The following is a 25,720-nucleotide window of genomic DNA, read 5'->3' on the forward strand; positions in this document are numbered from 1 at the left end:
TTTTACATTATGAGTACACCAAAACTTACCGTAGTCATCGGCGCGTCGCCTAACCCGCAGCGATACAGCTTCCTGGCCGTGAACCGCCTCCGCGCCAACGGGCACCCCGTAGTGGCGATCGGCAAAAGGGCCGGTGTAATTGGCGATACGCCTGTGCTCGCGGAACACCCCGCGCTGGAAAACGTAGATACGGTAACGTTATACCTCAACCCCACGCGCCAGCAGGAGTATTACGACTACATCTTCAGCCTGCACCCCAAACGCATCATCTTCAACCCCGGCACGGAAAACACCGAACTGATCAGCATGGCGAAGGAAAAAGGCATTGAAACCCTCGAAGCCTGTACGCTGGTAATGCTGAGCACGGGGCAATATTGATAAGGCGGCAGCTTCCGATACCCGCCACGAGCTCCTGTGACGGTTCATCCGTCACCTGCTTTACAAAAACTTCATTTCAACCCCACCCCTACTGCCGTTATTTTTCGTATATTCGGATAATATATCATGCATTTTGTTACCCCTTTTCGGCCAAAGACCCATCAGACCGGCATATAGTTATAACCGTTAGTACTCATCTTTAAAACTGCTGATCCATGAAATGGAGAAGATTCAATGGCGATCCCATCAATCTGCCCGTCAAGGAGGAGGTGCGTCAGGCCATCGTCCGCGAGACCGCGGCCGGCCACCGTTTAAAGGTTTGCATCGGCACCGACTCCCAGGTGAAAGGGCCGGATACGGAATTTGCCACCGTTATTGTGTTCCTGCGTGAAGGCCACGGCGGGTTCATGTTCATTCACAACGAAAGAACGAAAGACGTTTATTCGATCAAGGAAAGGATGTTGGTGGAAGTCGCCAAAAGCATCGAGATCGCTTATGAGCTGTGCGACCTGTTCACGGAATATGACGTGGATATGGAAGTACATGCGGACATCAACACCAATCCCCAGTTCAAAAGCAACCTGGCGCTGCGCGAGGCCATGGGTTACATCCTGGGTATGGGCTTTGCATTCAAGGCCAAGCCCGAAGCCTTTGCCAGCAGCAGCTGCGCGAACAAGATCGTGAACTAGCCCCGCGGCATTCTCTGAAAAGTCAAATGCCGCTCTCCCGGCATAATGTTATCACTATCCATAAAAGTGCCGCCTGCCCGGCATAACGCCATTATCATCCTCTTTAATACCAAAGTGCTCCGTCTGCATAACGCTATCATCACCCCCTCTTACGCGATTCCGCGGAAGCGCATGTTCATCTCATCTATAAATTCCAGTATTTTATCCCGCCCCATTTTCTTCACGGTAGACGTAACATAATTCGCCGGCAGGAACTCCCAGTTCTCCCGCAGCTTGTTGAGGAAAGCCTTTACATTCCGGCTCGTATCCAGCTGGCTGTTTTTATCCGCCTTCGTAAACACCAGCTGGAAAGGCACCTGCCATTCACCCAGCTGGTTGATGAACTCGATATCGATCTTCTGCGGCGTTAACCGGCTGTCTATCAGCACAAAAACATTCACCAGGTTGGGGCGCTTGCGCAGGTAGTTTTCGATCATCTGCTCCCAGGAACGGCGCTGGCTCTGGGATACCTTCGCAAAGCCGTAGCCCGGCAAATCCACGATATACCACTCATTATTGATGAGGAAATGGTTGATCAGCTGCGTTTTACCCGGCGTGCCGGAAGTTTTGGCCAGCTTCTCGCGGCCCGTCAGCATATTGATCAGCGACGACTTCCCCACATTGGAGCGGCCGATGAAAGCGTACTCCGGCTTGTCGGGATTCGGGCATTTCTGCCAGTCCACATTACTGATCAGGTATTCAGCGGTTTTGATCACCATATATTTTCCATTTGCGGCCCCTCGCTTAATTCCATTAACTTTGCGCCACTATGGCGAAAGATGTACAGAAAGTGGTTCCTTTTGAAGGGTCAAAATTAAGCAAGAAGGAGCAGATAGCCCACATGTTCGATGATATTGCGGGGAGATACGACTTCCTGAACCGTTTCATGAGCCTGGGGATAGACGTGGGATGGCGCAAAAAGGCCCTGAAACTGCTGGAACCGCTGCAACCCAAGGTCATGCTGGACGTGGCCACCGGCACCGGCGACGTGGCCATTATGGCGGCGTACCGGCTGCGGCCCGAAAAGATCATCGGGATAGACATCTCCGAAGGCATGCTGGCGCTGGGCCGGGAAAAGGTGGCGAAGGCCGGCCTGAGCGATAAAATTACCCTTCAGGCGGGCGACAGCGAAACAATAAGTTTCCCGGATGAGACGTTTGATGCCATAACGGTCGCCTTTGGCGTAAGGAACTTCGAGCATCTGGAAAAGGGATTATCAGAGATGAGGCGGGTGCTCAAACCCGGTGGAAAAGCCGTGATCCTGGAATTTTCCAATCCCGTCAAAACGCCCGTTAAGCAATTGTATAATTTTTATTTTCGCTACATTACGCCCTGGATCGGAAAATGGATCGCCAAAAACAAAGCAGCCTATTCCTATCTGCCGGATTCCGTGAAAGCGTTCCCGCAGGGTCAGGCCATGTGCGATATTTTACACAAAACCGGGTTCCAGGCAGTTACATGCAAAACTTTAAGCTTCGGTATATGTTCCATCTACTCCGCTACCCGTTAATAGCGGCTATCCTTCTGCTGACCGGCAGCATGACCGCCAGTGCGCAGATGAACATGGAAGAACATGACCGCAAACCCTATTATTTCGGCATCACCCTCGCCGTCAATCAATCCAACTTCAAACTTTCCCATTCAGACCTTTTCCTGAAAGGGGATTCCATCATGGTGGCGGAACCGTTGAAAACCATCGGCTTCAACCTGGGCCTGCTCGCCAACCTGCGGCTGAACCACCGCTTCGACCTGCGCGTGAACCCGCAGCTGGTATTCGCCAACAAAAACCTCTTCTACAAGGAAAATTATCCCGAACGCGATACGGAAAAGAAGATCGAGTCCATCCTCCTCACCTTTCCTTTCCAGTTCAAATTCAAATCAGACCGCATCAACAATATGCGCGTATACACCATCGCCGGGCTGAAATTCGATTACGACCTTTCTTCCAATGCCCGCGCCCGCCGCGCGGAAGACCTCGTGAAGATCGGCAAGATGGATTACGGTTATGAAATCGGAGCGGGATTTGAATTTTATATGCCGAGCTTCATCTTCACACCTGAATTCAAGATCAGCAACGGCATCGGCAATGTACACGTGAAAGACCCCAACCTCCGCTATTCCAACGTGATCGACCAGCTTAAATCCCGCACGATCGTATTTTCCATTCACCTGCAGGGTTAAAACGGAAAACGGTAACTTTGCGGCATGCAAAATACCATCATCAAAAATATATCGGTCGTAAATGAAGGCGCCACCAGGGTGCAGGACGTGCTTTTCCGTAACGGGCGCATTGAAAAGATCGCCGCGCAGATCAGCGAAACCGGCACAGAGATCAACGGGGAAGGCAAATACCTGCTGCCGGGGGTGATCGACGACCAGGTGCACTTCCGCGAGCCCGGCCTGACGCACAAGGCCAACATCCATTCAGAAGCCCGCGCGGCCGTTGCCGGCGGCACCACCAGCTTCATGGAAATGCCCAACACCAATCCCCCCGCCGTGACACAGGAAAAGCTGGAAGAGAAATACGCCATCGCCGCGCAAGGCTCCCTCGCCAACTATTCCTTTTTCATGGGCGTGGCGAACGACAATGCCGAAGAAGTGCTGAAGGCCAATGCCAAAAAAGACCGCATATGCGGGGTGAAGATATTCATGGGCTCTTCCACCGGCAACATGCTGGTAGACAACTATCTTACGCTGGAAAAGATCTTCTCCGAAACCGAGCTGCTGATCGCCACCCACTGCGAAGATGAGAAGATCATCCGCGCCAATATGGAAAAGTACAAACAGGAAAAAGGCGATGCCCTCACCGCCGCCGATCATCCGCTGATCCGCAACGAAGAAGCCTGTTTTGAATCTTCCCTCGTAGCCATCCAGTTCGCCAAGAAACATAACTCCCGCCTGCATATCCTGCATATTTCCACCGAAAAGGAATTGCAGCTCTTCGGCAACCTGCTGCCGCTGACCGAAAAAAGGATCACCGCGGAAGTTTGCGTACACCACCTCTGGTTTACCGCTGACGACTACACGCAATATGGCAACCTCATCAAATGCAATCCCGCCATCAAAGCGCCGCACCACCGTGAAGCGCTCTGGAACGGGCTGCTGGACGACCGGCTGGACATCATCGCCACCGACCACGCGCCGCACACCTGGGACGAAAAGCAGCAAGCCTATCTGCAGGCGCCCTCCGGCGTGCCACTGGTGCAGCACAGCCTGCTCATGATGCTGGAATCCGTGAAAGCCGGCCGCTTCTCCATCGAAAAAATGGTGGAAAAGATGAGCCACGCCCCGGCACAGTGCTTCCGGATCAAAGAAAGAGGCTACCTGCGCGAAGGGTATCATGCGGACGCGGTGATCGTGGACATGGAGCAATCCACCACCGTATCGAAAGACAATATTCACTACCATTGCGGATGGAGCCCCTTCCAGGGATATACCTTCCCCGCGGCAGTGACGCATACCTTCGTCAACGGCCACCTCGCATACGAGAACGGCACCTTCAATGAGAACCAGCGAGGACAACGGTTGCTGTTCAATGTGTAATTTTTATGGAAATTTCCAGGTCTGGCATCTACCTCCGTAACACGATACACTGTAAATTCACTAAAAAGTCTGCGAATGGAGCTGGATAAAACAACCTACCTTGATCTCTCTATTTTTAACCGGGAAGATGAATATTCCCTGTTCCACAAACTCGATTTCACCACCACCAGCGGCGGCCGGGAATACCTGCGCAAGCTGTTCAGCTCGCCACTGCAGGACCTTCCCTCCATTCACAACCGCCAGCAGATGCTCAAATACCTGCTGGAAAAGGAAGCCGAATGGCCGCCGATGATCTCCAACGGCTCCATCGTGGTGGTGGAGAACTACCTGAATGCCGAAATAGAGCCGATATCCAGCTCCGATGGCATTTCGCTGTATCTCAATGCGGTCGTGACCAAAACGATCTACGCGCCGGATTACGGCTTCATCAAGTTTTCGTTCGACCAGTTGCTGAACCTGATCAACGGGTTCCGATACCTTGAAACGCATTTCAACTCCGACGCGGCGCCCTCCACTCTTAAAATATTGCTGGACAGGGCGCGCACGCTCATTGCACAGCCGGAATTCGACGATATCGTGCGGCTGCATGAAAGCGGCCGCTTCAACTTTGTGCAGATATTGCGGTACGACCGCCTCATCCGCCGCAAGCATAAAAAAGTACTCTGGGAACTGACAGAGCTGTACACCCGCCTGGACGCCTATCACAGCATGGCCATGGCCATCCGCCACTTCGGACTGAAATTCCCCGAGTTCACGGAAGACAACAAGCCGCACATCGCCATTCAGCAATTGTATCACATGATACTGCCGCAGCCGGTAGCATATGATATATCGATGGAACCGCACAAACATTTCATCTTCCTGACCGGCGCCAACATGGCGGGCAAGACCACCTTCATCAAGGCGGTAGGCATCGCCGTGTTCCTCGCGCACCTCGGCATGGGCGTGCCCGCGCAGGCGATGCGGCTCACGTTCTTCCACGGCATCCTCAGCAACATCGATGTAAAAGACAACATCTTCAAAGGCGAAAGCTACTTCTACAGCGAAGTGCAGCGCATCAAAAACACTATCATCAAGATCAGCGACGGCAAAAACTGGCTCATCCTCATCGATGAAATGTTCAAAGGCACCAACGTGGAAGACGCCAAGAACTGCTCCCTGGCGGTGATCAACGGCCTGCTGCATAATCATAACTGCCTGTACATCCTGTCCACACACCTTTACGAGATCGCGGACGAACTGCGCGGCGAAAACCAGATCATCTTCAAATATTTCCAGTCGCAGGTGATCGACGACAACCTTCAGTTCACCTATGAATTGAAAGACGGCATTGCAAAAGAAAAGATCGGATTTCTGATCCTGAAAAAAGAAAAAGTAATTGAGCTGCTAGAAAAGATGAAATAGAAATTCCCTTATCTTCGGAGGAAATAAACCATTGTTTGACCCATGCTCGTAAAAATTTTCGGAAGCGCCGTTCATGGCGTAGAAGCCATCACCATTACCATTGAAGTGAATGTTGGGCAAGGCACCAAATTCTATATTGTGGGCCTGCCGGACAATGCCGTAAAGGAAAGCGGGTACCGCATTGAAACGGTCATCAAAAACGCCGGTTACAAAATGCCGCGCCTCCGCACGATCGTGAACATGGCCCCCGCCGACATCCGCAAAGCCGGCGCCGCATACGACCTGCCCATCGCCGTAGGTATCCTTGCCGCATCAAAACAACTCGTTTTCTCCATACCACCGGAACAATTCGTGATCATGGGCGAGCTGTCGCTGGACGGTACCCTGCGCCCGATACGCGGCGCTTTGCCCATGGCCCTGCAGGCAAAGAAAGAAGGGTTCCGGGGAATGATACTTCCCTTGCAGAATGCCCGCGAAGCCGCGATGGTGGAAGGGATTGAGGTGTATGGGGTGGAGCATGTTGGGGAGGTGCTGGGGTTTCTGCGGGGGGAGATCGCGCTGCAAAAGATGCTTTTTGAAAAGTATAACGAGCGGTTTTGTTTTGATGTTGACTTTGCAGACGTAAAGGGACAAAACATTGGCAAACGCGCGATGGAAATAGCAGCTGCGGGAGGGCACAATCTCATTCTGATCGGACCGCCCGGTGCGGGAAAAACGATGCTCGCCAAACGGCTGCCCACCATATTACCACCGCTTTCACTGGAAGAAGCGCTGGAAACCACCAGGGTCTATTCTGCCGCGGGGAAATTCAATGGCATTCTTTCCGGCCGCCCCTTTCGCGCACCACATCACACTATCAGCGACATTGCATTGGCAGGCGGCGGAAATCCACCGGTGCCCGGAGAACTTTCTCTCGCGCATAATGGCGTGCTCTTCCTGGATGAGCTGCCGGAATATAAACGCGGCGCGCTGGAAGTTTTACGGCAGCCGATGGAAGACAGGAAAGTAACGGTTTCCCGCGCACGCAACACCTTCGATTTTCCTACGAGCTTCATGCTGGTGGCCGCCATGAACCCCTGCCCCTGCGGCTACTTCAATCATCCTGAAAAAAACTGCACCTGCATGCCCGGCATGGTGCAAAAATATCTTAACAAAATATCCGGCCCGCTGCTGGACAGGATAGATCTGCATGTGGAAGTAACGCCCGTATCGCCGGGAACTGCGGAAACGGGGGAACGCAGTGATGTGATCAGGGAAAGAGTGATCGCCGCCCGGAACAAACAATGGGAACGGAACGGGCACTACAATGCACAAATGAACATCAGCAATTGTATGCCGGAACCCGCCGCCCTGCAACTCCTCGAATCCGCCATGAAACGCCTTCAGCTCTCCGCCCGCGCGTACGACCGTATCCTGAAAGTAAGCCGCACGATCGCGGACCTCGCGGGCAGCGAACATATCACCACCTCCCACCTCGCCGAGGCGATCCGCTTCAGAACGCTGGACAGAGGGCAGTGGGGAGCCTATCAATGCTGACCATTCTCATGCTCCGCCTTCCGGTATTCCTCGCTCAATTTCTTCTGCACGTCCGCCGGCACCGGCGCATACTCCGCGAACACCGCCCTTACCTTCGCCTTCCCCTGCGTTACATTGCGCAGGGAGGCGTACAGCCTGTCCAGCTCCGCCTGCGGCGTGCGCGCCTTGATCACATGCGTGTCCATACCCGTGATAATGCTGCGGTGGCTTTGCAATTCGCTCATGATATCGCCCATCATCACATCCGGCGCTGAAGCTTCCAGGTCGTACACCGGTTCCAGCAGCTGGGGCGCCGCCTGGTGAAAGGCGTCCCTGAAAGCCATCATCCCCGCGATCTTGAAAGAGATGTCGTTGCTGTCCACCGGGTGCATCTTGCCGTCGTATACGCTTACCCGAACATCCCGTACATACGATCCCGTTAGCGGGCCTTCCTGCATTTTTTCCATCACGCCCTTCAATATGGAAGGCAGGAATCGTGTATCGATCGCACCGCCGACGATGCAGTTGTTGAACACCAGCTTGCCGCCCCAGTTCAGCGCGATCTCTTCCGTATCGCGCACGGTATATTCTTTATACGGTGGCATGCCTTCGTAATACGGCTCTATCTTCATGAACACTTCCCCGAATTGTCCCGCTCCGCCCGATTGTTTCTTGTGACGGTAAGAGGCTTCCGCCGGCTTCTGGATGGTTTCGCGATAGGGGATGCGCGCCGGCAGGTATTCCACCTGCATGTTGTAAATATGTTCCAGCCGCCACCTGGTAACGGCAAGATGAAGGTCACCCTGTCCGTGCAGGATCACCTGCTTCAATTCGCGGTTGTATTCCACTTCCAGCGTAGGGTCTTCCATATGGATCTCGCTCAGCACTTCGCCGAGCTTTTCATCATCTGTTTTGTTTTTCGCTTCGATGGCCACGCGCACTTTCGGCGGTGGGAAATGAATGGGGTCGATCTGCGCGGAGAAACCTTTTTCATTGAGGATATGATTGGTGAAGGTATTTTTCAGTTTCAATGTGCAGCCGATGTCGCCGGAGCGCAGTTTGTCCACCGGCTGCCGGTTCCGGCCGTCCGCGATGAACAGCTGGTTGAGGCGTTCGGTCGTATTTCCCTTTTCATTTTGCAGCTCCTGCCCCGTACGCAGTTCCCCGCTCATGACCTTGAAGAACGACAGCTTTCCGATATGCGGTTCCAGCAAGGTCTTGAATACGAACAGGCAGGTGGGGCCGGCGGGATCGCAGGGCACTTCCCTGCCGTCTTCCGTCTGCTCCGGCGGCATTTCCACGGCGGAGGGCGCCACGTTGTCGATATACCCCATCAGGCGCCCGCTGCCCATGTTATTGCGGGCGGAAAGGCAGAATACGGGGAATACCTGGTGCTTCATCATCCCGATCTTCAGGCCCTGCCGCATTTCATCCTCATCCAGGCTGCCCTTTTCAAAGAAAAGTTCCATCAGCGCATCATCATTTTCCGCCGCTTTCTCCACCAGTTCGTTATGCAGGCGGTCCGCCTGCTCCTGCTCCTCCGGCGGGATGGGCAGCTTTTCCGGCTTGCCGCCCCCGGCGGGAAAGCGGTACATGGTCATTTTCAGCAGGTCGATGATGGCGTTGAATCCCGGCCCCTGGTTCACCGGGTATTGCATGACGGTCACCGCGTGACCGAAAAACTGTTTCGCCTGTTCCAGCACCAGGCTGTAGTTGGCGTTCTCATGGTCCAGGTGATTGATAGCCAGTATGGTAGGCTTGTTATAACGATCGACGTAATCCCATATCAGTTCCGTTCCCACTTCCACCCCGTTATACGCATGCAGCAGCAGCACCGCCGTGTCGCATACCCGGATGGAAGAGGCGACCTCCCCCGAGAAGTCCTCCAGCCCCGGGGTGTCCATGATATTGATCTTGTAATCTCTCCATTCCGTGTGCATGGTGGTGGCGTAGACGGAGTTGCCGCGCTCATGCTCCACTTCGTGGTAATCCGAGACCGTGTTGCGCTCTTCCACGGTACCGCGTTTACTGATGATGCCGGCCTCGAACAGCATGTCCTCGGCCAGCGTCGTTTTGCCGCTCTTGGCTGCGCCAATGAGCACCACATTCTTGATGTGTTTTTCATCATACATTTTCATCTGTTTGCTTTTTGGATCGGCAGTCAGATGGAACGCCGGGGGCGTTTCATGCGGAAAGCGTCAGGGTGATGATGATACGCCGGGTTGTGCGTAAGGCCATTCGTGGAACAAGATCAGTTTTCAGACTATGGTACAAGCGGACAGGTTTACCTCCGGCTACTCCATTAAATTACGGAAAAATACCGTGATAAGTACAGCAGAAACCGATGTTTCAACATCTTTTATTCCCCTACCTTTGCTCCATGAAATTGTTGCTTTCGTACCTCAGGAACTATAAGTGGCTGATAGCACTGGCTTTACTGCTCGCCACCATTAACCAGGTATTCTCGCTGATGGACCCGTGGATCTTCGGTAAGATCGTTGACCAGTTCGCCTCACATCCGCAATCATTCAATAAACAGGGAGAACCCGTTATTCCCCGGTCGCAGGACCAGTACCTCTACGGCGTGATGCTGCTGTTGCTCGCCGCCATTGGCGTAGCCATGGTGTCGCGCATTGCAAAGGCTTTCCAGGATTATTTTGTGAACGTGGTGATCCAGAAGTTCGGCGCGCAGGTGTATACGGACGGGCTGCGGCATTCCATGCGGCTGCCTTTCCAGGAGTTTGAAGACCAGCGCTCCGGCGAAACCCTGGCGGTGTTGCAGAAGGTGCGGCTGGACAGCGAGAAGTTCATTTCGCAATTCGTCAATATTCTTTTCACCACCCTGATAGGTGTGGTATTCGTGATGATCTTTGCGTATAGTGTGCACTGGTCGCTTGTGTTCGTATATTTCGGTGGATGTATCCTGCTCGGATGGCTGATGAACGTGCTGAGTAAAAAGATCAAGTTCATCCAGAAGAACATCGTGAAAGAAACCACCATGCTGGCCGGCGCCACCACGGAATCGCTGCGCAACATCGAGCTGGTGAAGAGCCTCGGGCTCACCAACCAGGAGGTGCGCCGCCTTAACGCCAACACCATGAAGATCCTGCTGCTGGAACTGAAAAAGGTACGCAGCGTGCGTACCATCGCTTTCGTGCAGGGTACGTTCGTGAACCTGCTGCGGTCCAGCATCCTGTTCCTGCTGCTGTACCTCGTGTATAAGGATACGGCTACACTCGGGCAGATATTCACCCTGCAGCTGTACTCCTTCTTCCTCTTCGGCCCGTTGCAGGAACTTGGCAATATCATCCTCGCTTACCGCGAAGTACAGGTATCGCTCGCCAATTTTAAAAGGATACTGGACACGCCTGTTGAGCCCACCCCGCTGAACCCGCCGCAACTGTCCGACGTACGCGAGCTGACGTTCAGGGATGTGGGATTCAGGCATCTTACCGCGTTGAACAAAGCGCTTGAAGAAATCAATTTTTCTGTAAAGACCGGCGAAACTGTAGCCTTTGTGGGACCTTCCGGCAGCGGAAAGACCACGCTGGTGAAGCTGCTGGTAGGATTGTACAAACCCGGCGAAGGGCACATCCTGTATAACGGGCTGGACGCATCGGAGATAGACATCGAAGAACTGCGCATGCAGATCGGTTTCGTAACGCAGGATACCCAGCTGTTCTCCGGCACCATCCGGGAGAACCTGCTTTTCGTGAACCCGCGCGCCACGGACGAAGAGCTGATGCGCGCCCTGGAACGCGCCGCCTGCTACAACCTGCTGGCCCGCGCGGAAAACGGCATAGACACCGTGATCGGGGAAGGCGGCATCAAGATCTCCGGCGGGGAAAAACAACGCCTCTCCATCGCCCGCGCATTGCTGCGGCAGCCGCGCCTGCTGGTGTTCGATGAAGCCACCTCCGCGCTCGATTCCATTACGGAAGAAGCCATCACCCAGACCGTACGGGAGGTGACATCCACCAAAGAACACATCACCGTGATGATCGCGCACCGCCTTTCCACTATTATGCATGCTGACCGCATCTACGTGCTGGAAAAAGGACGCATCGTGGAAACAGGTACGCACCGCGCACTGCTGGAAGAGAAAGGGTTATATTACGCCATGTGGCGGCAGCAGATCGGGGAAAGAAAAACAATGGAGCCCGCCACCGCAGGCTGACAGGCGAGGCTGCAAGATTGATTTATATCAACGTTTCGGCCGCAAGGTTTCTGTATTTTCGCCGATCATGAAGAAAAAACCGAATTACTTTCTCAGCGTACTTGGCATGAAATGCCCCAAGTGCAGGAGAGGCAATATGTTCCGTACCAAAAATCCCTTTTACTGGCGGCTTTCCAAAATACTTGACATGCCTGAGAAATGTCCTGTATGCGGACAACATTACGAGCTGGAAACCGGTTTCTGGTTCGGCACCGGTTATGTCAGTTACGCGCTCGGCGTAGCCTTGTCCGTCTTCAACCTGATCTGGTACTGGTTATTGTTCGGTCTTTCGTGGAAAGATGACAGCCTATTATACTGGCTGGCGGTGAACGGGGTTATACTCGTGCTCGTGCAACCCTGGATGATGCGCATTTCACGCGCTATCTACCTGTATTTCTTTGTTTATTACGATGAAGAAACGGCGCACCTGCCGGATACGGTTCATAAGCATGGTGAACACTCCCATCCGCATCCGGCAGGGCATTCACATTAAAATTACCTAAAGTTGTTCCCTCGTTCATTAAGGGCCGTGAAAACGGCCCTTTTTTGCTTTTCATCCAAAATCTGAGCAGTTGTCAGATCATCTTTAGTGCATTTCAATATGTTCTAAAACGGTCGCCCGTTATCGTCAACGTAATTAACTTATAACTAACAAATATACCGCATCCCCCGCATAGTTTAATGACATTTTTATGTGACCGGCAAAGCCCTCTTCCCGATACCCGTCTTTTGAAATCCCCGCCCACAAAAGAAAATAAACCATCTATACAATTGCATCTATGTTGCATTTTATTATATTTGCAACCTTGTTGCACACTATAAACTTGTATAAAATGAAGAAACTACTGATGCCCGTCCTCCTGCTCGGGCTGTTCATCGCAGGTTGTAAAAAGGATGATGCGCCGGCGCCGGAACCCCAGCAGCCACAGGAAGCCGAATATCTCCGCCTCGTGATCACCGACGTGGAAAAAGCGCAGATCACCGTGCTGGAACCACTCACCAAAAAGACAACGGTGTACCCCGTAAAAGCCGCCCAGCCTACATTGTACGCCACCAGCAGCGGCCAGTTCGCCACCATCATTAGCCGGGCGGACAATACCGTGCAGTTCTTCAACACCGGCATTGAAGCGCACGGCGGCCACCTGCATGTGCATGACCCCGAAATGGCTACACAGACATTTACCGAAGCGGGTCCCACCCACTATTTCTCGCATGAAGGGCTTAGCGCCATCTTCAACGACGGCGCCGGCAGCCTGAGCCTCTTCAAAGACGCGGAGCTGGAAAGCGGCGAGGGACGGGTATTACCGGTGGCCGCGCCCCATCATGGCGCCATGGTCATCTTTGATGACCATACCATCGCCGTTACACAAAAAGACGGCTCCGTCAGCGGAACACTGCCGGAAAAAGTCAGGATAATTGACCGTTTCGGCACTGTACTGCATGAAGGCACCATCGCCACACAAGGGATGCACGGCGATGCCGGCAACGGCAAACTCGCGGCCTTTGGCGCACCGGACGGCGTGCTCATCGTGCAACAAAACGGCGAACAATACCTGGTGAATTATCCCGCTGATTTCGGTACCGCCTGGCTGAGCACCATTCTCGGCAACAAGGCGCTGCCCCACTTCTTCGGATATGCCGCCGCGCTCGGCCTGTACAAGATCGATCCCGTTGCGAAGCAGATCACCCTGGTGCAGAAAAATGAAAGCAACATCCATCAGTACATGCTGGACACACAAGGCAAAAACCTTTACGTGCTGCTAAACGACGGTACGCTGAAGATCTTCGACGCCAATACCGCACAACTGAAAAAAGAAGGAAAGATCAGCGCCGCTATCCCGGCGGGAGCCGCCGCGGATGAAAAGCCTTACTTCGGGGTATCTAAAAAATGTGTGTACATCACAGAACCTGCAGCAGGCGTTGTGAAGATGTATAGTCTGGAAACATTGCAGCTGGTCAGCAGCATACCGGTTGAAGGCAAACCGCTGAAAGTGCTGGTAGTGGGGGATCAGGAGGGATTGGAAGTGGACAATCATTAAGTAGGTACTGGCCGGGAAACCGGGTTCACATCAGGATTTCCGGCCACCCCTTTCGCTTGTTTAAAGGCATTTTAACTTTCCTTTTCCGAAAAAAGATAGTATCTTTGTACCTCATTACTCAAAGAGTAAAGGAACTGGTTGCCCACAATACCGTAATTGTGGAATGCACTCATCGAAGTGCATTTTTTATTTTATATCATCTTCTGAAGGCATTGTATCTTTTTCTATATCTCTGTTTTTCAAATTCGTCGATACAAAAAGCAGTTACTACCAGCAAATCAGGTTGCACTGGTTTCAAAATTACTATAAAGCTCCCTTCTTCATACCAGAAATGGTACTTCAATACCCCTTTCTCATCGGCATATTCGAAATATTTAACTTTTGGAGAAGTATGATTAACCAGAATTTGCTTCACCCAATGTATCCTGTTTGCCCTTTCATGATCGAATTCACGCCTTCCTGTATACTTGCTCTCTCTTGTAATAAGGTGCACAAAAGTTTCTGGCATGCCCCGAAAATTCTTATGCCATGATTGCTCCATAATCACCTTTACATTGCAGTCTTTAATTTTAAAAGGACTATGCACAAAGTCATCCATAAAACAGCCCAGCATCTCCTGTAGCTGTTCTTCGGTAGGCATCAATCCCAGATCATCAAATAATACTTCCAGATTATCCAATGCCATGGGTTATGAGGATTGTTTGGGCTGATGATCAAAAATGTTAAACTTGGTTTCCCAGGGCTCTGTCCCCTCATTTAGTGAATAACCTGATTTAGCTTCCAAATATTCCACTAGTTGCACCTTTGCTTTGTTTGCACCTTCTTTACTATGCAGTCCCCTGTTTTTAAATGTAACTGCGCCGATAAACAAATCTGTCAATTGCAACAAAACATTCTCATCGGAATGAATATGCTGGAAAGAAACAAAAGGAGAATTCCCTTTATATTTGTTGGCCAAAACTTCTTCGATCTTTTTTAGCTTCTCCTTTCCTCTTGTGTCTTTTATATCCAAATAAACCTTGTATTGGCTATCCGGATGATTTGTAGCAGAGTGTAACAGAAAATAAATAAGCTTATAATAAAAGTTATCGTGACTTCCCTGGTTGAATTCATCATGCCGGAGTCTTTTCTTGTATTTGACAAGAATACACCTGAAGTCGATCTCCCCCGCAAAGAAATAGTCAATTAATGCTTTATACAGCGGCATGCGGGAGAAAGAAACACTATTCCACTTGATCTCAGTCGGGTTTTTGAAATCCAGCTTTATTTGTTTGATTCTTTCCTTCATCGCATGATAATGCTCCGCGTTTATTTTGACATAACCGATGCACATTACAGGCATTCCATCATGCTCCAGGTGGCAGCTTTCGTCTATGTAAAGATTGTACATTGTGTTCCTGATATCGGTGCTAACAATACGTTCAAATGTAATTACTTCTATTCAAATTTCAATATGCCCCAAAAAACAGAAAAGCTACCATAATGGCAGCTTTTCCAGATATGCTTAACTATCCTCCTACTTTATCTCCAACGGAAACTCCGTCAACACATCCGTACTGCCCGGCGCATAAGTACCGTCCTTGTTACCCGGTTGATGCCTTACCACTACCCGCAGAAAACCCGTGAATGCGGTTTTGGTAGCCATCGTAATGTCCAGACCCACCGGCAGGTTATTCTCATCCTTATCCTGCGGCGTCACCGTTGCTACGTTCGTCAGGGAATCCGCTACAGAAGCACCGGGATTGGTGAAAAAGAGATGGAAGACGCGATGTTCCGCACCTTCTTCTTCAATCTCGTTGGTAACAGTGTCCGCCGGGTTCTTGCGTTCGTCGAACAGCTCGGTGGTAACGTTGTAGGTGGTATTTGCTTTCAGGCTGACGGGATCGATCACGGGATTGGTACCGCCGGCGCCGTCCATGTCTTTCCAGTTGGCCACCACTTTGTCTGCCGCATTGGCGGCGTTGGTGAAGGTGAGCTTCAGCGTGGTGATCTCCTCATTGGCGTTTTCTGTAGGCGTTTCGTTCTTCTCTTTTTTGCAGGCGGCAAACAACAGCGTCATACCAGCGGCAAATACAAAAAATTTAGTTGTCATGTTAGTTCGATTGTTGAGTGTTTAAGATTTGGTTTTCCCGAATTGCAGCGGCAGCTTCAATTTCAGGTACACATTGGTTCCCGGCTCGTCCGCGAAGTAGCGGAAGAAATTCATGTAATCGCGGTAACGTGTGTTCAGGAGGTTACCGGCGCCGATGATCACAGACAGCGGCTGTTGGCCGATCTGCAAGGTGGAGCCGGCTTCCAGGTTCAGCAGGTTGTAGCCCGCGGGCGGCGCCATGAGATCCTGGCCGCGGGGGTCCGACTTATCCGTCAGGTTCGCGGGCGTGCGCGTTTGTTTCAGTACATTACTAACGCTAACGGATATATAATTTTCCTTCAGCCGTTTTGTATTCCCCGGGAAAAATGTCAGCTCGTGCTCAAAGCGGTCAGACGGCATAGCGATGAGCCAGTCGTTGTCCGATTCGTTCCAGGCGCGCAGGATCGAAGCTTTTGTGCTGAGCTGCCATTTGGGAAGAAAGTGCCAGCGCAACTGTGCATCCATTCCCTTCATGCTTACGTCCGATTGCCGGTAGTACGTGTAAGGGAAAGCGCCGCGGATCGTGGTCACGATGCTGTCCGTCGGCTGCTGGAAGATGAAGTTGCGGATGTAGTTGTAATACAGGTTCACGTCTGCTTCCAGGCGGTCGCTGATATCGTAGTGCAGGGAGGCGTTGAATTTGGAAGCGACCTCCGGATCAAGGTACGGATCGCCGTCCACATACACCGCCGCGCCATGGTGCAGGCCGGAAGCGTACAGCTCATTCACCGCGGCGGCGCGCCATGCGCGCGCTGCGTTCAGGGATACATGAAAATGATCGAGGATGCGGTATTGCGCGCCGATGGAACCCGAGAAACTGGAAAAATCCTGCTCCGGATAGTGCACTTCGCCAAGGTTGTCACCAAGATTGTAATAATCCTTGTGATCATACCGGATGCCGCCTTCCACCAGCCATTTATTATCCGCGCTTTCCCATTTCTCCGTCCAGAAAGCGCCCCATTGCAGGCTTTCATAGTTGGGGATGAAAAGACGGCGTTTGTAGCTGTTCTCCTGGTACATGCCCGTAACGCCCACCGTTCCGCGGAAACCTTTCCAGGTATGATGGTCCCACACCAGCTCACCATTGTACGTGGTGAGGTTCAGGTTCATCTGGTTAACGGAGAGCGCGGAGCTGCGGTCCAGCTCATCGCGGTAGTTAAACTGCCGGGCCAGCACGAGGTTGAGCCGGCCGGCTTTGCCGGTGTTCAGAAAACTTTTGATCTTGAACAGCTCGTGCTCGATGTGCTGGTAGGGCCGGTCGATCTTGTAGCTGAACCCTTCGGTATATTCCGGTAACGGTCTTTGCTGTTTGATGACCTCTTCGAGGTCGCCGCGGTTGCCGATATGCGAGCCTTCAAATACGCCGAGGCTGGTATTGAACTGGCTGTAGAACAGCTCCACACCGTAGTTGGGCCGTTTCCATCCGACGGCTGCGGAGAAATTGAATTCTTCCACGCCGGTATTGTCCAGCCAGTAATCCGGCGTACGGGTGTTGCCGCCCTTGCGCAACGTTCCCTGCAGGCGCCAGCTCAGGCCGGGCACCTTCGGCACTTGCTGTTCGAGGATGGCGGACAGCGCGCCGAGGCGGTTATTGGAAAAGCCGGCGATGTTCACCTCCCCGCCGAGGCCCGGTTCTACGGGCAGCGGCTTCGGCTCCGCCAGCACTACGCCGCCGATGGCATCACCGCCGTAGCGGAGCGAGCCCGCGCCTTTTATCACCACCAGCTTATTGGCAAGAAAAGGATCTACTTCGGGCGCATGCTCACTGCCCCACTGCTGGCCTTCCTGGCGGATGCCGTTGTTGAGGATGAGCACGCGGTTGCTGTGGAGGCCGTTGATCACGGGTTTGGAAACATTCGGCCCGGTGGTCATGGTGGTAACGCCGTTCACCCGCTTGAGCGATTCGCCGAGGGTGAGGCCGCGCGTTTTGTCCAGCTCCCGGCCACTCAGCGTTTCCACGGGCGCGGTGGTCACTTCCTTGGCGGCGTGCCCCGTCACTGCTACTTCCTGCAATTGCGTGATGCTATGCGGCAGGGCAATATTGCGGCGCTCGTCCGCGCTTACCTGCCAGGCGATCTCTACGGGCACGCAGCCCACGTGGCTGATGCGGACCGTATATGCACCGGGACAAAGCCCTTCCAGCGAATAAGCGCCTTTCGCATCGCTTTCCACGGCCAGCCCGGTTTCCTTTACCGTAATGCTGGCGCCGGAGAGCGGCTGCTTCGTGTCTGTATCTGTAATGGTACCACTTAAACGAATGGTACATTGTGCACTGGCGGATGCTACCAGCAATAGCTGCAGCAACGCCCCTGTCAGCGCAATTTTCCTGATCATCATGATGTATGCGAATGAATAAGATAAATGTATCCTGTAGAAAGTCAGACGGATACGTGCGGGGGAGCGCGGAGGGAAAAGTAATACGGCGGGTATTGATAAGTGTGCGCCGGCAGTTCCTGCATCAGCGTTTCGTAAACATACGGTGCGGAGGGAAGACCGGTCACAGGTGCATCTACATAAGCCTCAACGGCCCAGTGCAGCCATTCACAGTGCTGGTGTTGGGTGGAAAGGGTGAGCCCGCTGGTGGCTGCGGTCCGGCAGGTTTCATCCTGCGTGTCCTCATGCCCCACGAAATGGTGCAGGTAATCCCTGGGCGTAATGTAGATACAGAACACGCCCAGCAGGATGACAGCCCCTATTTTCTGAAAAAGCTTCTTCACCAGCGAGAGTTGTAGCGGCAAAGATACGCAAAATACGCGAATGCAACGGAGTTGCACTGTTTTTAAGGCGCTTTTAAGGCGTTTTAGCGCACTTTCAGCATCGTCCGCACCTGTTGCGTAACGCCGTTCTGGAAACGGCAGTAATACACCCCGTTCGGCAGTATTTCCGCGTCGAAGGGAACGGTGTAAGTGCCGGCGGCATGATCGCTGTCCGCCAGCGTACGCATGAGGCGGCCCATGGTGTCGAATACCTGTATCAGGGTGTGACCGCCGCGGGTGGTGTAGGATACCACCGTTTTGGTAGTGAATGGATTGGGGTAGTTGGTGATGAGGTTGACGCCTTCGTCTACCCCGGGAACATTGGTCACCACCCCGCAGGCCAGCCCGTTCACCAGCGGCAGGCTCTGGTAATTGTTGAGCAGGATGGAGTTCAGGTCCGCCGAGGGCACGCAGAACCACTGCTCTAACAGTGAGGCATATACGGAGCGGAAGTCGTATTGCATGGGAATGTTGTCATTCACGGAAGCGGCGTCCGGCATGGTGGGCGTAGCGCCGAGCACCTGCTGGTTCACATAGTCGCCGAACACGATCATCGGGGCGGAAGCGCCATGGTCCGTGCCCATACTGCCGTTGGATTTGATACGGCGGCCAAATTCGGAGAAGGTCATCCCTACCACGCGCTGCGATTTCTTCAATCCTTTCAGATCGTCCATGAACGCTTTTACGGCGGAAGACACACGGCCCAGCAGGTTCGCGTGATCGCCGGTGGTGGTATCGCCGCTATTGGTCTGGTTCGCATGCGTATCGAAACCGCCGATGCTCACCATGTACAGGCGTGTTTTCAGTCCACCTGCCACCAGGCGTGCTACGATCTTCAGCTGTTCGGCAAGACTGTTGTTCGCGGGATAAGGTCCCTGGTTGGTCACGCGCGCTGCGGCTACTTTGATGGCGTCCGCGAATTTATTGGTCTGTTGCTGGATGAGGCGGATGTATTTCAGCTCCTTGCCCGCGCGGGTGTTGGGCACGGGATCTTCCACGCCGTTGAGCAGGTTGTAAAAATCCGTGGCGCTGGTCACGGCCATACCCATGTTGGTTGCGGGGCCCTGGAAAGCCGGTGAAACGATGGAGCCGATCTGGATGGCGAGCGGATCGGGCATGTCCGCATTCGGATAATTGACCGGGTAGTTGGGATATTCGTAATTCAGGTAACGCCCGCCCCAGCCCGTAGGCAGCACCTGGTTGGCGTCGGAGCCGGTGAGCCAGATATCCGTGGCGCGGAAATGCGAATAGTTGGGAGAAGGATAACCGACGCTGTGCAGGACGGTCACATGGCCTTCGTCGTACATCTGCTGGATGCCGGTCATAGAAGGATGCAGGCCGGTCTTTGTCTGACCCGCGAGACGCAGCACCCGTCCTTCCGGAATGGCGATATTGCTGCGGGCGGCCTGGTAGTTAGCGTACTGGTCCAGCGGAATGACCATGTTCAGGCCGTCATTGCCACCGTTCAACTGGATCATCACCAGCACATGATCATTGTCCGTCGCCGCGCCTTCCAATGCGGCGAGCAGCGGGGACGCACCGAATGCCTTCACCGAGAAGCCGTTGATGAAAGACGGCAGGATGGCGGCCGGAGCAGTATATTTGAGGAAATCTCTACGTTTCATAAATAGGTTTTCAATATGATCAGGCTAAATGATATTCAGAGAGGTTCATGATGTATTTGTACATTTCCCGCAGATGCGTCAGCACAATGTTCCTGTTCATCATGTTCGACGTATCCGCCTTGTAGGCGTTCCAGGCATTGGTCCAGTAATAATCCTGCTCCTGCCCCTGCAGCAATATCTTGTCTTTCAGGAAAGTCTTTGTAGTATCTGAAACATCCATCCGGTAGAGTATGTCCAGCGAATCGCTCACGAGCGCCACGGGGTCCTGGGGCGCGGGCAGCTGATCGGCGAACAGGATCGGATCGATGAGCAGCGTTTGCCCGTTGCGGGTGTAGCCGGTGGTGATCATCTGGTCTACCAGCATGTTGCGTTTGGGCAGCGTGTCCGTATTGATCCACAGCTCATGGAACTGCGGCGCGAGATAGTAAGCGTCCCATCCGGAAACGCCGGGAGGATCGCCGATGTTCTGTTGCTGTGTGCTGGCGGCTGCCTGCAGCGCGCTCCACTGGCCGTATGCGGCGGGATAGTCCACCGCCTGCGCCATCGGTACGCCAAACTCACGGCAAAGGCCCACGGTGAAGTCAACCGGACTTTTGATCAGGCAGGACATGTTCAGCGGATCGTAGAAGTGCTCGCTTTTGAACAGGGCTTCCAGCAAAGGTTTGATCTCGTAGTTATTGCTTCTGAAAATTTCCGCCAGCGGCGTGATCACATTGGCTTCGGCGGCGGCGTCTATTTCATAGTAGATGAAGAACTGGTAAAATTTACGGCAGATGAATTTCGCCACTTCTTCCTGCAGGAAGATGATGCCGAGCATGTCGTCCAGCTCCGTAGTGCCCATTGTGCCGGTCTTTCCCGTGATCACTTTGTTGGAGAACCAGCTGGAAAATTGCTTGTTCTCGATGTCGTGCATCGTGGGATCGAAGTAAGAGCTGATGTTGACCTTATCGATGCGGTAACCTGTCAGCACCCTTGCGCCCGCGCGCACATCTTCTTCCGTGTATTGGGAATCAGGCCCTTTGCCGCAGGTGAACAGCTCCATCAGCTCGCGGGAATAGTTTTCGTCCGCGGCGGACTTTTCATTGAGATAACCGTTGAGATACACCAGCATGGCGGGGTCGAGCGTTACGGCTTTCGCCAGCGCCTTGAAATTGCCGTAGGCGTGTTCGCGCAGCATGGCGTTATGCTTGTACATAAAACGCGCATCCTTGATGGTCTGCGTTTCGGTAGCGAAGTGGTTGTGCCAGAAGAGCACCAGCTTTTCGTGCATAGTCCGTTCCTGGTTGATCATCAGTCCGGTCCACCAGGCTTTGTAGGAAGCGCGGCGTTTGTCGTTCAGCTCTTCATCGCCTTCCGGCGCGAGCACCCAGGGCGCTCCGGCGGCTACGCCGGTAGGGTCCATATAGCCGCCTACGTTATAATTGTTCACGGGAGGCGCGGGCACCACTGCATTGGGTTGCAGCAAGGCATCCACCGCGGCGTCCATCGTCATGGCTTCAAAATGTTTGATATCCGCCGGCTTCGCACCGAACATGGCGCGCTTGAGCAAATGCACGACCTGTGCTTTACCCCAGTCGCCCGTATAGGCGCTGATGCCTGTATCGGTACGGCCATAGGTCACTTTCACCGTCTTTTTACGGGAAGGGGCTAGTGTTAAGAAGTCTCTACGATCCATCTGTGATACGGTTATGACTTTAAAGTTTTTTTAAGCTCTTACCTGGTTGATATCAAACATAGCGATAGCGTTTACAGGGCATAAGTCAGGCAATAGCCGGTTTTCCGGAAGCAAATTAACAAAAAGTTTAATTCATTCATATTATTTTATATGAAATATCGTTAGCCGGGGAGGTATAAGGGGTTATGTCATGAAAAAGGCGCCTCTGTTTTTGAGACGCCTTTCTTTGCTTTTTGCCGGCAACTGTCAGAACTTCGCTTCTTCTATCCGGTAGGAGCTTTTCTGCGTGAATGTTCTTCCGAACGGATCTGTAGCCTGTACTTCTATCTGGTGGGTGCCAATGCCGATGTTCTCCGGCAACTTTGCCTTCCATAAGTGCGTACAGTTGGCAGGTTCCGTAGGGCGGCGGCCGCGGAACATTTCTTCCGTATCATCCCATTTATACAATTCGGCTACAAATGCCGGATCGGGCTCCAACGTGTATCTCATCGGTTTCCATTTACCATTGTCTATCCGGTACTGCACTTTGCTGCCTTTGTAACCCATGTAAAAATTGGCGTACACAAAGCCACGGCCATCCCACCAGATGGTAGACATCACTTTACGGTGCCACAGGCCGATCTGGTAATCCGCAGGCTTGTTGGCTACCTTGTAATCTGCCGTGTAAGTGTTACCGGTGATGTTCAGGTAAGCATATCCGCGTGGCGTACCATCGCTCATGACAGATTCCAGCACACCCTGTTCGTTCATCCTGCCGGAATACCAGTTCCCGCAGGTAGCGCCTACGTTAAATTCATGAAAAGGTTTCGCACCTGTCCATCCCCACTCTTTGTCGTAAAACTTCTGCCACTGATTGTGGGTGTGCGCGGACAGTGCGAGCACATGCGGGTATTTAGCTAAAAGAGAGAATAAACGTACGCGGTCTTCTGTGCGGAAAGCGCCTTCCGCCTGGTACAAGGGGATGTGAAAGGCCAGCACTACCAGTTTGCCCGTATCCACATATTTCAGATCGTTCTCCACGAAAGTGAGCTGATCCGGCAGAAAGCCGCCCCAGAGCCCCTTTCCATCGCGCGGATCGGGGTACAGGTTGTTGTTCAGTACAATGTAGTGTGCCTGACCGTAGTTGTAGGAGTAGGTAGACGGGCCGAAGCTGGCTTCAAAGCTCTCGTCATTTTTCTCGATGGACGTTGCTTCATGGTTGGTATCGTGGTTGCCGATCACATTGTACCAGGGCACATTGGCTTTAGCCACTACGTCGATGTAATCTTTGTGCATGGTGAGCACCTTGCCCACCAGGTCGCCCAGCGTGAGGCCGAACGCTACGTTCTTTACATCTACCAGTTCAGACATGATCCCTTTGTCGAAAAACCCCACATCCTGCGGCTCCAGCATCTGCGGGTCGCCGAGTACCAGCGCGCGGTAATTATCGGGTTCGTTGTACTTCATCACGGCAAAGTCAACAGAAGCAGGCAGCGGGCCGGTAGGCGCCACGCCTTTGTATTCATATTCAGCAGGTGATCCGGCAGGTTTATGGATATAGTAATATTGCGGCTGATTCTTCGCGTTCAAAGGCACTTTGTAGCCTGCGGGCTTGATCACAAAAATGATGTTGTCATCTCCTACCGGCAGCGTGTATTTGCCTTTCGCATCGGTTAGTACAACTTCCTTTCCGTTGCTCACGGCTACGTTGGCAACGCCTTTTTCTTTTGCTTCTTTTTTGCCGTTGCCATTGTCGTCGTTATAAACATAACCGGTAGCGGCTTTCTGCGCCAGTACCGCTGCGGGGCTCATGGCCAGCAGGCTCAGTGCGTAAAAAATTCGTTTCATGATCTGATGTGTTATAATGCTTTAAAGTCGGTATAAAAAGTATCCACGGCCTGTTTCTCCGGGATGAACAGCGTACGGTATGTTATAGGCTTGTCCAGGTCGCAGGAAGAGATCAGCGTGGTATCGCCCTGCACGGAGAAATAACGTTTCGGTTGCTGGTCTTCACCCGTGTAGCGCCATTCGGTGCCCAGGCATTTATCATCCATGCCTACCCAGGTGATGTTGATGCTATTGGTAGCCGTCACTTTTGTGGAAGTGCGGATGGGCCTGTTAGACAATGTGGACTGGAAATTCGCGCCATAGCTATTGCCGATGGCTTCAGTTCCTATGGAAGTATGTCCTTCTTTATCGAAAGTGAACACTTCAAAGTTGTAGGAACCTTCAGGCAGGTTATCGACAGATACCTGGATGGTATCCGGTTGGGGGCTTTTCTTCACCGCCATCACCAAAGAGTCCGCTCCGAAATTCCAGAATATCTTACACCCCGTGATGTTCTGGTCGCTGGTCAGTATCCAGTTAAGCATCACTCTTTCCTTTCCGCTAAAAGCTTTCAAGGAATCTGCTTTGCCGGTGTATACGATCGCACCATTTTTGATGAAATCGTAATAGGATCTGTCCTGTTTACTGCAGGAAGCCAGTGCAATGATGGCTCCCAGGTATATCAATCGTTTCATAAATAGTTGAATTAGAAAGCTCCCCAGAAGGTCAGCTCGGCGAACGTAATATTGGTGGCGTTACCATATGTTTTGGTCACATTGAAGCGCAGGTAGCGGTATCCTTCCGCGCTCAGCGGGAAGTTGAAATCTTCGCCGGCGAGCGCATAACTGATATCATCGCTGGAAGCCTGGCCCAGCGGCAGACCGGAAGGTTTGTGGGAAGTGCAGTGCATCAGCAGCGTCCAGCTGTCATAGTTGCCATCCGGAGCAGGACTGTTGGAACCGTATACGTCCCACTCCAGTGGCGTACCGGAGTTGAAGTAGAATGCGGTGCTCTGGCGCTGGAAGTACTTCATGCGGCTCAGCTTGGCTTTTACACCGAGGTCAACGGAAAAGCTGACGGGCACACCGTACGCCTGTGCGGTTACAAAGATGGTGTTGCCTTTACCGTCCCACAGATTCTTCATGGGATAAGCAGCGGAGTAGATGTTACCGTTCACATCGCCCGGGTAGGGATTCAGTTCCCGGAACTGCTTTTTATCCAGTTCTTTTTCGAAGAAAGGCGTTTCTTCCGTCAGCAGGGTATCGGATATATTTCCCCATCTGTCTTTTACAAACACACCGAATAAAGTAGGTTCGGGATCGAGGCCACGGGTGGTGAAGTCGCCTTTGGGCAGGCCGGTGTAGAAAGCATCTACCGGCGTCATTTTACCTTCAGCATCTTCCGCGAGTACGGTGATCACCAGGTCGCCCCGTGTTTCGTTCACAAATTCAACATTCACGCCGCCGAAGTCCGGCTTCACTTTCAGGCTGGCGTACACCTCGTGTACAGGAGGAGTCAGCGGTTTCACGGTTACGTCCACAGGCTCGGACCGTTTCTCTACCCTGTTCACCGCGTACACGCTCACCTTGTACTCATTGGTATCACCAAAGCCCTGCAGCACCAGCGTATCGCCATAGTAAGATGATTTAGTATTACGCCGGATGCCCTTATATTCCCATTCCGCCTGCACATACAGCAGGTTTGGATCGGCAGGCACTACATAAGCGATCTTTGCGCCGCCGGGCGTATTCACTACTTTCAGATCGGTGATCTTTGCGGGAAGGGCATCTGATGCCGGCAAAGGCCCTACACGTTCTTCCTTGCATCCTGCCATAAACAGACCTACGGCGATGGCGGCCAGAAGCAGTGTTGATTTATGTAACATAGTATAGCAATTTAAGGGT

General features: G+C 52.8%; 22 protein-coding genes. 10 read left to right on the top strand and 12 right to left on the bottom strand.

Translation table 11 applies throughout. The annotated features are described in order from the left end of the window. Positions 1 to 9 precede the first annotated feature (9 nt). Together CCY01nite_RS03070 and CCY01nite_RS03075 are read left to right on the top strand one after the other, a co-directional pair. Positions 10 to 378, top strand: a complete 369-nt coding sequence (locus CCY01nite_RS03070; RefSeq protein WP_146857827.1) for a CoA-binding protein — start codon at positions 10 to 12, stop codon at positions 376 to 378. A gap of 215 nt (positions 379 to 593) precedes the next feature. After that, complete coding sequence (locus CCY01nite_RS03075) at positions 594 to 1,067, top strand: ribonuclease H-like YkuK family protein (protein WP_146857828.1); 474 nt, start codon at positions 594 to 596, stop codon at positions 1,065 to 1,067. 149 nt (positions 1,068 to 1,216) lie between these two features. Here CCY01nite_RS03075 and yihA read toward each other — a convergent pair whose 3' ends face one another. Next, a complete protein-coding gene (yihA, locus tag CCY01nite_RS03080; protein WP_146857829.1) occupies positions 1,217 to 1,825 on the bottom strand; it encodes a ribosome biogenesis GTP-binding protein YihA/YsxC in 609 nt (202 codons plus the stop codon). 50 nt (positions 1,826 to 1,875) lie between these two features. Between yihA and ubiE the strand changes: the two genes are divergently transcribed. From ubiE to CCY01nite_RS03105, 5 genes are all read left to right on the top strand, one after another. Continuing rightward, on the top strand, positions 1,876 to 2,616 hold the full coding sequence (ubiE, locus tag CCY01nite_RS03085) for a bifunctional demethylmenaquinone methyltransferase/2-methoxy-6-polyprenyl-1,4-benzoquinol methylase UbiE (protein WP_146857830.1): 741 nt from the start codon (positions 1,876 to 1,878) through the stop codon (positions 2,614 to 2,616). Then, positions 2,589 to 3,287 carry a type IX secretion/gliding motility protein PorT/SprT gene (gene porT, locus CCY01nite_RS03090; protein ID WP_246129838.1) on the top strand — a complete coding sequence of 233 codons (699 nt, stop codon included), beginning with the start codon at positions 2,589 to 2,591 and terminating at the stop codon, positions 3,285 to 3,287. The genes ubiE and porT overlap by 28 nt, the downstream gene beginning before the upstream one ends. Positions 3,288 to 3,311: 24 nt before the next feature. Next, a complete protein-coding gene (locus CCY01nite_RS03095) occupies positions 3,312 to 4,649 on the top strand; it encodes a dihydroorotase (RefSeq protein ID WP_146857831.1) in 1,338 nt (445 codons plus the stop codon). A gap of 75 nt (positions 4,650 to 4,724) precedes the next feature. Further along, a complete protein-coding gene (locus tag CCY01nite_RS03100; RefSeq protein WP_146857832.1) occupies positions 4,725 to 6,053 on the top strand; it encodes a MutS-related protein in 1,329 nt (442 codons plus the stop codon). Positions 6,054 to 6,095: 42 nt separating this feature from the next. Further along, on the top strand, positions 6,096 to 7,589 hold the full coding sequence (locus CCY01nite_RS03105) for a YifB family Mg chelatase-like AAA ATPase (RefSeq protein WP_146857833.1): 1,494 nt from the start codon (positions 6,096 to 6,098) through the stop codon (positions 7,587 to 7,589). Here the strand turns inward: CCY01nite_RS03105 and CCY01nite_RS03110 are convergent. Further along, complete coding sequence (locus tag CCY01nite_RS03110; protein WP_146857834.1) at positions 7,580 to 9,706, bottom strand: elongation factor G; 2,127 nt, start codon at positions 9,704 to 9,706, stop codon at positions 7,580 to 7,582. The genes CCY01nite_RS03105 and CCY01nite_RS03110 overlap by 10 nt on opposite strands. A gap of 242 nt (positions 9,707 to 9,948) precedes the next feature. Here CCY01nite_RS03110 and CCY01nite_RS03115 point away from each other — a divergent pair, with 242 nt between their 5' ends. The 3 genes from CCY01nite_RS03115 to CCY01nite_RS03125 all read left to right on the top strand — a co-directional run bounded on the left by CCY01nite_RS03115 (position 9,949) and on the right by CCY01nite_RS03125 (position 13,823). After that, positions 9,949 to 11,745 (top strand): ABC transporter ATP-binding protein, encoded by a 1,797-nt coding sequence (locus tag CCY01nite_RS03115; protein WP_146857835.1) that lies wholly within the window; start codon positions 9,949 to 9,951, stop codon positions 11,743 to 11,745. A gap of 187 nt (positions 11,746 to 11,932) precedes the next feature. Continuing rightward, on the top strand, positions 11,933 to 12,277 hold the full coding sequence (locus CCY01nite_RS03120) for a DUF983 domain-containing protein (protein ID WP_246129839.1): 345 nt from the start codon (positions 11,933 to 11,935) through the stop codon (positions 12,275 to 12,277). 340 nt (positions 12,278 to 12,617) lie between these two features. Beyond that, entirely contained in the window at positions 12,618 to 13,823 is a 1,206-nt protein-coding gene (locus tag CCY01nite_RS03125) for a hypothetical protein (RefSeq protein ID WP_146857836.1), read from the top strand. A 196-nt stretch (positions 13,824 to 14,019) separates the two neighbouring features. On the opposite strand, the gene CCY01nite_RS03130 is transcribed toward CCY01nite_RS03125, so the two are convergent. From CCY01nite_RS03130 to CCY01nite_RS03175, 10 genes are all read right to left on the bottom strand, one after another. Beyond that, positions 14,020 to 14,508 (bottom strand): hypothetical protein, encoded by a 489-nt coding sequence (locus CCY01nite_RS03130; RefSeq protein WP_146857837.1) that lies wholly within the window; start codon positions 14,506 to 14,508, stop codon positions 14,020 to 14,022. A gap of 3 nt (positions 14,509 to 14,511) precedes the next feature. Continuing rightward, on the bottom strand, positions 14,512 to 15,213 hold the full coding sequence (locus CCY01nite_RS03135; RefSeq protein ID WP_146857838.1) for a DUF3800 domain-containing protein: 702 nt from the start codon (positions 15,211 to 15,213) through the stop codon (positions 14,512 to 14,514). 126 nt (positions 15,214 to 15,339) lie between these two features. Next, a complete protein-coding gene (locus CCY01nite_RS03140) occupies positions 15,340 to 15,915 on the bottom strand; it encodes a hypothetical protein (RefSeq protein WP_146857839.1) in 576 nt (191 codons plus the stop codon). 21 nt (positions 15,916 to 15,936) lie between these two features. Then, positions 15,937 to 18,291 carry a TonB-dependent receptor gene (locus tag CCY01nite_RS03145; protein ID WP_146857840.1) on the bottom strand — a complete coding sequence of 785 codons (2,355 nt, stop codon included), beginning with the start codon at positions 18,289 to 18,291 and terminating at the stop codon, positions 15,937 to 15,939. Positions 18,292 to 18,332: 41 nt separating this feature from the next. Then, positions 18,333 to 18,671 carry a hypothetical protein gene (locus CCY01nite_RS03150; RefSeq protein ID WP_146857841.1) on the bottom strand — a complete coding sequence of 113 codons (339 nt, stop codon included), beginning with the start codon at positions 18,669 to 18,671 and terminating at the stop codon, positions 18,333 to 18,335. Positions 18,672 to 18,754: 83 nt separating this feature from the next. Then, complete coding sequence (locus tag CCY01nite_RS03155; protein ID WP_146857842.1) at positions 18,755 to 20,335, bottom strand: DUF1501 domain-containing protein; 1,581 nt, start codon at positions 20,333 to 20,335, stop codon at positions 18,755 to 18,757. 19 nt (positions 20,336 to 20,354) lie between these two features. Further along, positions 20,355 to 22,010, bottom strand: a complete 1,656-nt coding sequence (locus CCY01nite_RS03160; RefSeq protein WP_146857843.1) for a DUF1800 domain-containing protein — start codon at positions 22,008 to 22,010, stop codon at positions 20,355 to 20,357. A 246-nt stretch (positions 22,011 to 22,256) separates the two neighbouring features. After that, on the bottom strand, positions 22,257 to 23,837 hold the full coding sequence (locus tag CCY01nite_RS03165; RefSeq protein ID WP_146857844.1) for a calcineurin-like phosphoesterase C-terminal domain-containing protein: 1,581 nt from the start codon (positions 23,835 to 23,837) through the stop codon (positions 22,257 to 22,259). 11 nt (positions 23,838 to 23,848) lie between these two features. After that, the gene (locus CCY01nite_RS03170) at positions 23,849 to 24,511 is read right to left on the bottom strand and encodes a DUF4998 domain-containing protein (RefSeq protein ID WP_146857845.1); all 663 of its coding nucleotides are present in this window, start codon (positions 24,509 to 24,511) and stop codon (positions 23,849 to 23,851) included. 11 nt (positions 24,512 to 24,522) lie between these two features. Next, on the bottom strand, positions 24,523 to 25,701 hold the full coding sequence (locus CCY01nite_RS03175) for a DUF5000 domain-containing lipoprotein (RefSeq protein WP_146857846.1): 1,179 nt from the start codon (positions 25,699 to 25,701) through the stop codon (positions 24,523 to 24,525). Between the last annotated feature and the right edge of the window lie 19 nt (positions 25,702 to 25,720).

Source organism: Chitinophaga cymbidii (assembly GCF_007992715.1).
Classification (GTDB): Bacteria; Bacteroidota; Bacteroidia; order Chitinophagales; family Chitinophagaceae; genus Chitinophaga; species Chitinophaga cymbidii.

Bases quoted from the DNA above. Each gene is read 5' to 3' on its own strand.
- CCY01nite_RS03145 (WP_146857840.1), bottom strand. From the start codon at position 18,291: ATGATGATCAGGAAAATTGCGCTGACAGGGGCGTTGCTGCAGCTATTG.
- CCY01nite_RS03130 (WP_146857837.1), bottom strand. From the start codon at position 14,508: ATGGCATTGGATAATCTGGAAGTATTATTTGATGATCTGGGATTGATG.
- CCY01nite_RS03115 (WP_146857835.1), top strand. From the start codon at position 9,949: ATGAAATTGTTGCTTTCGTACCTCAGGAACTATAAGTGGCTGATAGCA.
- CCY01nite_RS03155 (WP_146857842.1), bottom strand. From the start codon at position 20,335: ATGAAACGTAGAGATTTCCTCAAATATACTGCTCCGGCCGCCATCCTG.
- CCY01nite_RS03105 (WP_146857833.1), top strand. From the start codon at position 6,096: ATGCTCGTAAAAATTTTCGGAAGCGCCGTTCATGGCGTAGAAGCCATC.
- CCY01nite_RS03170 (WP_146857845.1), bottom strand. From the start codon at position 24,511: ATGAAACGATTGATATACCTGGGAGCCATCATTGCACTGGCTTCCTGC.
- yihA (WP_146857829.1), bottom strand. From the start codon at position 1,825: ATGGTGATCAAAACCGCTGAATACCTGATCAGTAATGTGGACTGGCAG.
- CCY01nite_RS03095 (WP_146857831.1), top strand. From the start codon at position 3,312: ATGCAAAATACCATCATCAAAAATATATCGGTCGTAAATGAAGGCGCC.
- CCY01nite_RS03160 (WP_146857843.1), bottom strand. From the start codon at position 22,010: ATGGATCGTAGAGACTTCTTAACACTAGCCCCTTCCCGTAAAAAGACG.
- CCY01nite_RS03100 (WP_146857832.1), top strand. From the start codon at position 4,725: ATGGAGCTGGATAAAACAACCTACCTTGATCTCTCTATTTTTAACCGG.
- CCY01nite_RS03135 (WP_146857838.1), bottom strand. From the start codon at position 15,213: ATGTACAATCTTTACATAGACGAAAGCTGCCACCTGGAGCATGATGGA.
- CCY01nite_RS03140 (WP_146857839.1), bottom strand. From the start codon at position 15,915: ATGACAACTAAATTTTTTGTATTTGCCGCTGGTATGACGCTGTTGTTT.
- CCY01nite_RS03125 (WP_146857836.1), top strand. From the start codon at position 12,618: ATGAAGAAACTACTGATGCCCGTCCTCCTGCTCGGGCTGTTCATCGCA.
- porT (WP_246129838.1), top strand. From the start codon at position 2,589: ATGTTCCATCTACTCCGCTACCCGTTAATAGCGGCTATCCTTCTGCTG.
- CCY01nite_RS03120 (WP_246129839.1), top strand. From the start codon at position 11,933: ATGCCTGAGAAATGTCCTGTATGCGGACAACATTACGAGCTGGAAACC.
- ubiE (WP_146857830.1), top strand. From the start codon at position 1,876: ATGGCGAAAGATGTACAGAAAGTGGTTCCTTTTGAAGGGTCAAAATTA.
- CCY01nite_RS03175 (WP_146857846.1), bottom strand. From the start codon at position 25,701: ATGTTACATAAATCAACACTGCTTCTGGCCGCCATCGCCGTAGGTCTG.
- CCY01nite_RS03070 (WP_146857827.1), top strand. From the start codon at position 10: ATGAGTACACCAAAACTTACCGTAGTCATCGGCGCGTCGCCTAACCCG.
- CCY01nite_RS03075 (WP_146857828.1), top strand. From the start codon at position 594: ATGAAATGGAGAAGATTCAATGGCGATCCCATCAATCTGCCCGTCAAG.
- CCY01nite_RS03165 (WP_146857844.1), bottom strand. From the start codon at position 23,837: ATGAAACGAATTTTTTACGCACTGAGCCTGCTGGCCATGAGCCCCGCA.
- CCY01nite_RS03110 (WP_146857834.1), bottom strand. From the start codon at position 9,706: ATGAAAATGTATGATGAAAAACACATCAAGAATGTGGTGCTCATTGGC.